The 7,306-nt window shown below is 32.9% G+C and carries 6 protein-coding genes; 4 read left to right on the forward strand and 2 right to left on the reverse strand.

The window, feature by feature from the left end; all coding sequences use genetic code 11:
• On the forward strand, positions 1 to 202 hold a 202-nt coding region (locus BMX03_RS10785; protein ID WP_143052104.1), incomplete at its 5' end, for a zinc ribbon domain-containing protein.
• 9 nt (positions 203 to 211) lie between these two features.
• Here the strand turns inward: BMX03_RS10785 and BMX03_RS10790 are convergent.
• Positions 212 to 466 (reverse strand): branched-chain amino acid transport system II carrier protein, encoded by a 255-nt coding sequence (locus BMX03_RS10790; protein WP_075555423.1) that lies wholly within the window; start codon positions 464 to 466, stop codon positions 212 to 214.
• Between the two features lie 435 nt (positions 467 to 901).
• Between BMX03_RS10790 and miaB the strand changes: the two genes are divergently transcribed.
• From miaB to mutL, 3 genes are read left to right on the forward strand one after another with little or no spacing between them, the layout of a single operon-like run.
• Positions 902 to 2,233 carry a tRNA (N6-isopentenyl adenosine(37)-C2)-methylthiotransferase MiaB gene (gene miaB / locus BMX03_RS10795; protein ID WP_075555422.1) on the forward strand — a complete coding sequence of 444 codons (1,332 nt, stop codon included), beginning with the start codon at positions 902 to 904 and terminating at the stop codon, positions 2,231 to 2,233.
• Between the two features lie 3 nt (positions 2,234 to 2,236).
• Positions 2,237 to 4,975, forward strand: coding sequence for a DNA mismatch repair protein MutS (gene mutS, locus BMX03_RS10800; RefSeq protein WP_091695369.1), 2,739 nt, complete (start codon positions 2,237 to 2,239; stop codon positions 4,973 to 4,975).
• 4 nt (positions 4,976 to 4,979) lie between these two features.
• Entirely contained in the window at positions 4,980 to 6,923 is a 1,944-nt protein-coding gene (gene mutL / locus BMX03_RS10805) for a DNA mismatch repair endonuclease MutL (protein ID WP_091695372.1), read from the forward strand.
• Between the two features lie 60 nt (positions 6,924 to 6,983).
• Here the strand turns inward: mutL and BMX03_RS10810 are convergent.
• A partial coding sequence (locus tag BMX03_RS10810) for an IS30 family transposase (protein WP_143052105.1) occupies positions 6,984 to 7,306 on the reverse strand: 323 nt, incomplete at its 5' end.

Here is a 7,306-nt window from a genome sequence, read left to right on the forward strand (position 1 = left end):
TGGCTCAATAGTGCAAAAGATAGATAGCTACTATCCAAGTTCGCAAATTTGCCATGTTTGTGGTACAAAAAATCCTGAAACTAAAAATTTGGCAGTTCGTGAGTGGATTTGCGCAAAGTGCAAAACCAGCCACGATAGAGATAGAAATGCTGCTATAAATATATGGAAGATTGGGACATCAACCTTCTTTGGAGAGATATAGTAAGACCTGCTATTTTAGTAGGCAAGTATCGTTTGTATCCAAGAATCCCCTGCCTTTAGGCATGGGGAGTATGTCAACTACAGAAGCTAAAGCCATCATAGGAAATAAAATTCCTGTAAGTGCTAAACCAATAATTGCCCAGCCAACTTGTTCACCTGATACTAAACCTATAATTGGTGGAAAAATCAAATTACCTGAACCAAAAAAGATGGCAAACATCGCAAAACCCATAACTAAAATATCTTTTTTCATATTTTTCTTCATCTATCGACCACTCCTCTTTTAAATTTTATTAATTAATTGCATTTATCTTACATCTTTATCGTATAATTATACCAAAGTTATTTATGTTGTCAATGATACACTTAATATAATAAATACTCTATATTTTTTCTTTTTGTAATATATATTTGTATTTAAAATTTCATTTTTCATAACAAAATCAAGATTTTAAAACAAAAACCAAAATCATTTTTTCAATCATCAAAAATCTAAAATAAAAATTTATGTTAAAGTTCATCATACTAATACATCTTATCTGCAAAATTATACTTGCCGTCTTCAAAATCACTAAGTATTGAAGTCCATTTTAGAAAATGATATAATTATTTTATTGTGGATATAGCCACCAGTATTAATTAGCTGGTGGCTATTCTTATCTTAGTTATTTAATTACAATTCAATTTATTTTTAGAAAGGATGTATCTTTTGTTAAATCATAAACAATTATTATATAAAATTTTACCTTATGGCTGTCAGATGAATTTTTCTGATGGTGAACGCTTCGCAGGTCAATTAGAACGCATGGGCTATAAACCTGCTGAAAAATTAGAAGACGCTGATATCATCATCATCAATACTTGCTGTGTTCGTGAAAGTGCCGAAAAGAAAATTTACGGCAAAATTGGCGAAATCAAACATTTGAAACAACAAAAACCAGATTTAATCTTAGGTATCACAGGTTGTATGGCACAAAAAGATGGTGATGCCATCTTCAAAAAAGCTTCTCATGTAGATTTTGTCCTCGGCACAAATAAAATGTATGATTTACCTGCTGTATTAGAAGAAATTTTTGCTTCTCGTGGTCATATTGTCAAATTAGCTGGTGATTATGATATGCCACCAAATGTAGAACCAGCAGAAAATAATTCTTTATTTGCTTTCATTCCTATTATGTATGGTTGCAATAATTTCTGTACTTATTGTATCGTTCCTTACGTTCGCGGTCGTGAACGCAGTCGTGCACCGCAAGAAATCGTTGCTGAAATAACAAAACTCGCTCAAAATGGTGTAAAAGAAGTTACTTTACTCGGTCAAAATGTTAATTCCTACGGAAAAGATAGAGATGATGCTGACTTTGCCGATTTACTTGCTATGGTAGATAAAATCGAAGGCATTGAACGTATTCGCTATATGACTTCTCACCCTCGTGATTTAACAGATAAAGTTATCGAAACTATAAAAAATAGCAAACATATCTGCGAACATTTCCATCTACCAGTCCAATATGGTACTGACAAAATGCTCAAAGCTATGAATCGTGGTTATACTACAGCTTATTATAAAGAACTTGTAGCTAAAATCCGCAATCAATTCCCTGAAGCTAGTTTCACTACTGATTTAATCGTAGGTTTCCCTGGAGAAACAGATGAAGATTTCGCTCAAATGCTTGAATTCTTAAAAGAAATTCGCTATGACGCAGCTTATACATTCTTGTATTCCAAACGTTCTGGTACACCAGCAGCTACTATGGAAAATCAAGTTCCTCAAGAACTCAAAAAAGAACGTCTTCATAAATTAATGGACGCTCAAAATGAAATCAGCTTAGAAATAAATCAATCTTTATTAAATAAAACAGTAGAAGTTATGGTTGAAGGGCCTAGTAAAACAGATCCTAATGTCTATACAGGTCATACTCGTACAAATAAAATTATACTTTGGGATCATAAAGATGAACAAATCGGCGATTTAGTTAAAGTAAAAATCACACATCCACAGACATGGGTATTAAAAGGTGAATTGGAGGCGTAAATTTTGAAACTCACTCCAATGATGCAACAGTATCAAACTGTAAAAAATGCACACCCAGACCAAATATTATTCTTTCGTCTAGGTGACTTTTATGAAATGTTTTTGGACGATGCTATACTCGTTTCCAAAGAATTAGAACTCACTTTAACTAAAAGAAGTACAGCAGGTGATGGCATTCCTATGTGTGGAGTGCCTTATCATGCTGCTGAATCTTATATTAATAAATTAGTAAATAAAGGCTATAAAGTAGCTATTTGTGAACAAATCGGCGACCCTAAAGCAAAGGGACTTACAAAACGTGAAGTCATCAAAATCATCACTCCCGGTACAGTGATGAACGAATCTGCCTTAACTAGCAGTAAAAATAATTATATAGCTTTAATCTATGAAGAAAATCATGCTATTTATCTAGCTGGTGCTGATATCTCCACTGGCGAATGCTTCTATAGTATTTATGATGGTCCTGACCGTTGCCAATTATTATTTGACGAACTTTATCGCTTGATGATGCCAGAATTATTATTAATTAAGCCTTTTTCTTATGAACGTGAATTAAAAAATTTCTTATCTCTTCGTTTAAACAATTGCTTAGTTAATGAATTGACTGAAATCACATCACAAATCGAAGACCTCATGCTCCAGCATTTTGATGTGCATAATCGCCCAGATAATAAAATCGCTCATAAGGCAATCGCTACTTTACTTGAATATTTACATGAAACAGTAAAAACAGATTTAACTCATCTGAATAAATTAACTTATTTAGACTCTTCAAAATCTCTATTTATTGATACCTACACTTTGCGCAACTTAGAAATAACTCGCAATCTTCGCGATGGTGGCAAAAAAGATACATTATATGATGTTTTAGACTTCACCAAAACAGCTATGGGTAGCCGTCTTTTACGTAAATGGCTAGAATATCCATTACTTAGCCCTAAAAAGATAAATGACCGCTTAGATGCTGTAGCTAATCTTGTATCTAATTTTTCCTTGCGCAATAATCTTCGTGAACAATTAAAAGAAATCTATGACTTTGAAAGATTATTGACTCGTATGGAAGTCGGCACAGCTAATGCCCGCGATATGAATGCCCTAAAATCTTCATTATATGTATTGCCTGCCATAAAAAAATCCTTATCTAAAGCCACTGCTAAATTATTAGCAAACATTCATCAAAAGATTTCTACTTATGATGATTTAGTAGTTTTAATCGATAAAGCAATTGTTGAAGACCCTAGCTTTTCTATCCGTGAAGGTGGCTTCATCAAAGATGGTTACAATCAAGAATTAGATGAATATCGCAATATCGCTAAAAACAGTAAACGTCTTTTACAGCAAATGGAAGAAGACGAAAAAAATAAAACTGGTATCAAATCTTTAAAAATCGGTTATAACAAAGTATTTGGCTATTATATCGAAGTCCGCCATAGCTCCACAGAGATGGTACCTGAAAATTATATTCGTAAACAGACTTTAGCCAATGCTGAACGCTATATCACACCAGAACTCAAAGAATTTGAAACTAAAATTCTCGGTGCACAAGAAAAAATTGTTCAATTAGAATATAATCTCTTTACAGAGCTTCGCGATATTTTAAAAACAAAAATAAGTTCCATTCAAAATACTGCTCATGAAATAGCTATTTTAGACGTTTTAGTAAGCTTAGCTCAAGCAGGTGATGAATATAATTACATTCGTCCAAAATTATTAGATGATGGCACTATCCATATCAAAGATGGAAGACATCCTCTTGTTGAACGCATTTTAAATCGAGATTTATTCGTGCCAAATGACACTCATTTGGATAATGCTCAAAATGAAATCATGATTATCACTGGCCCTAATATGGCTGGTAAATCAACATATATGCGACAATCAGCTCTACTCACATTGATGACACAAGTAGGCTCTTTCATACCTGCTCGTGAAGCTTCAATTTCCCCTGTAGATAAAATTTTTACACGTATAGGTGCTAGCGACGATTTAGTCAGCGGACAAAGTACTTTCATGGTAGAAATGAATGAAGTATCTCATATTCTAAAATACGCTACAAATAAAAGTCTTGTCATTTTAGATGAAATTGGACGCGGTACAAGTACGTACGATGGTATGAGTATTGCTCGTGCTGTTATTGAACATATACGCGACCATATTGGAGCTAAAACTCTATTTGCTACGCATTACCATGAACTAACTGACTTAGAAGATGATGTTCATGTAAAAAATTATTGTATTGCCGTAAAAGAAAAAGGCTCTGATGTAACCTTCTTACGTCGCATTATTCGCGGTAGTGCTGATAAATCATATGGTATTCATGTTGCTAAATTAGCTGGATTACCTCAAGAAGTCGTCAAACGTGCGGAAACAATTCTCATTGATTTAGAAAATACAGCTCCGACTAAAGAAAAAACTATTATTTCTAAAGAAATTTCTGACGAAAACAATATAGATACTACAATAAAACAAGATACAGCTATCACAAATGACACTTCCCAAGAAGTAAATTATCTTCAAGATAATCAAGATGATACTGAAATAGCTGATTATCAAGAAAAAACACCAACTTTAACTGCTAGTCCAACTAAAAAATTGAAATTCATGCAAGTAGCAGAAATGCCAACTTTATTCGGCGTAAGCATAAGCACTCAATTAAAAGAATTAGATTTAATGAGTATGACACCACTAGACGCCATGAATAAATTATACGAATTGCAACAACAGGCAAAACAAGAGGAGTGATATTATGACCTCTATTCATATTTTAGATGATATCACTGTCGATAAAATAGCAGCTGGTGAAGTTGTCGAGCGACCAGCTTCTGTAATTAAAGAACTTGTAGAAAATTCCATAGATGCTCATGCGGATAAAATCGAAGTAGAAATCTTAGCTGGTGGAACATCTTTTATGCGAGTTACAGATAATGGCGATGGCATGGATAATCAAAATGCTAGATTAGCTATCTTGCGTCATGCTACTAGTAAAATCAAACAAGTAGATGACTTGATGTCTATAGATACTTTAGGTTTCCGTGGAGAAGCCTTGCCATCTATCGCTGCTGTATCAAGATTTAATTTGATTACACGTCGCCCTCAAGATGATTTAGGCACTACTATAAAATTAACAGGTGGTCGCATTGATGAAATTGAAGATATGGGCTGTAATATTGGTACTACTATCAAAGTAGAAGATTTATTTTTCAATGTACCTGCTCGTAAAAAATTTCTCAAAACCACTACCACAGAAGCAAATAAAATAAATGATTTCATCATAAAATTAGCTTTATCTAAGCCTAATATTGCTTTTAAATTGATTAATAATAATAAAATAGCTATCACTACCCCAGGCAATGGCTCTCTATATGATGCTATTGAATGTATCTATGGTACTAAAGTCAGCGAAGAATTATTGCCCATCGAAGCGATAACTGACGATATCAAAGTAACAGGCTTCATTTCTAAACCTGCTATTATCCGCAGTTCTCGCTCTTGGCAAACATTCGTCATCAATGGTCGCGTGGTCAATAGTAGAATTATTTCCAAAGCAATCGACAATGCTTACCATTCATTACTGCCAAAATCTGGATATCCATTTGTTATTTTAAATATCGAAGTCAATAAACGAACCATTGATATCAATGTACATCCTCAAAAAGCAGAAATAAAATTTGAAGATGAATCCTTATTATTCAAGACTATATACCATGCCGTCTTAGAAGCTGTAAAACCTAGTGATAATCAAGCTTTAAGTGATTTTGCTATTCCGGTAACAGATAAAGCATTGCATATTGAAAAAACAGTGCCTGAACAAATCAATATGGATTTATCAGAAAATATGCCATCTACTTCTGCAAATTCATTTAAACAAAATTCAATTAACCATATATCATCATTAAAAAATAATACAACTCCTTCAACAACAGATTTAAATAAATTTCGCCAAGCAAGAGAAACGCTTCACCCTAATTTATCTAATTACCACAACAATACTGTTAAAGAAACCGCCGTTCAAAATTACCAAGCAGATACTACCACAAATCCTCAAACAGATATAAATATTTCATCTAAAGAAAACTTAACAGATTGTCAAAATTCTACTCAACTATTAAAAGAAGCTGTCAACCTAACTCCAATTGGACAAATTGATGATTGCTTCATTGTTGCTCAAGGCCCTAATGGAGGAATGTATATCATTGACCAACATGCTGCACATGAACGCATTTTATATGATAAATTTGCTAAACAAACTGAGAGAATTCCTGTTCAACCATTATTGATGCATTTATTTTTAGATGTAAATAATAGTGAATTAACTCTAATTGAAGAAAATCAACAAATTTTATATGATTTAGGCTTTAACGTGGAATTAGCAGGACAAAATCAAATCCGTTTAAAAGAAGTTCCCGCTGATATAAAACCGCAAGAAAGTGAAGATATTTTCCGCGAAATTTTAATTTCACTTTCTCAGTTGCACACACCTACTCCTCAAGAAATCCGTCATTCTTGCTTAGCTATGACAGCTTGCAAAGCAGCTATCAAAGCAGGCGATGTCTTAAATATCACACAGATGAAGATAATCTTAAATGAACTTGCTCAAACAACTTTACCATACACTTGCCCACACGGCAGACCAACTATTATAAAATTTAGTACTTACGATTTGGAAAAGATGTTTAAACGAGTACAATAATATAAAAAGCCCCTAATAGGGGCTTTTTTTTATCAAAATTTAATTTTATTTGATGAATTGTCAATCCAAGTGCGACACTTCTTTTAAAAATAAATTAAATGGATTATCCCAATTTAAACATTTTCTTGGTCTACTATTTAATAGTATTAATTTTTCTATTAAATCATCATTAGATATTTGTCCTAAATCTGTTTTCTTTGGATAATATTCTCTTAATAACCCATTTGAATTTTCGTTACTACCTCTTTGCCATGCTGCATAAGCATCTGCAAAATATACTTTTATATTTAATTTTTCTACTTCTTTGTAACATGCAAATTCTTTTCCTCTATCTGTTGTAAATGTTTTTAATGCCTTTTTTGGTAGTACTTTCACTAACTTTT

It is taken from the genome of Megamonas sp. Calf98-2 (assembly GCF_900110235.1).
Taxonomy (GTDB): domain Bacteria; phylum Bacillota; class Negativicutes; order Selenomonadales; family Selenomonadaceae; genus Megamonas; species Megamonas funiformis.

Excerpts from the sequence above, each read along its gene's own strand:
- BMX03_RS10790 (WP_075555423.1), bottom strand. The coding sequence starts at position 466 with ATGAAGAAAAATATGAAAAAAGATATTTTAGTTATGGGTTTTGCGATG.
- miaB (WP_075555422.1), top strand. The coding sequence starts at position 902 with ATGTATCTTTTGTTAAATCATAAACAATTATTATATAAAATTTTACCT.
- mutL (WP_091695372.1), top strand. The coding sequence starts at position 4,980 with ATGACCTCTATTCATATTTTAGATGATATCACTGTCGATAAAATAGCA.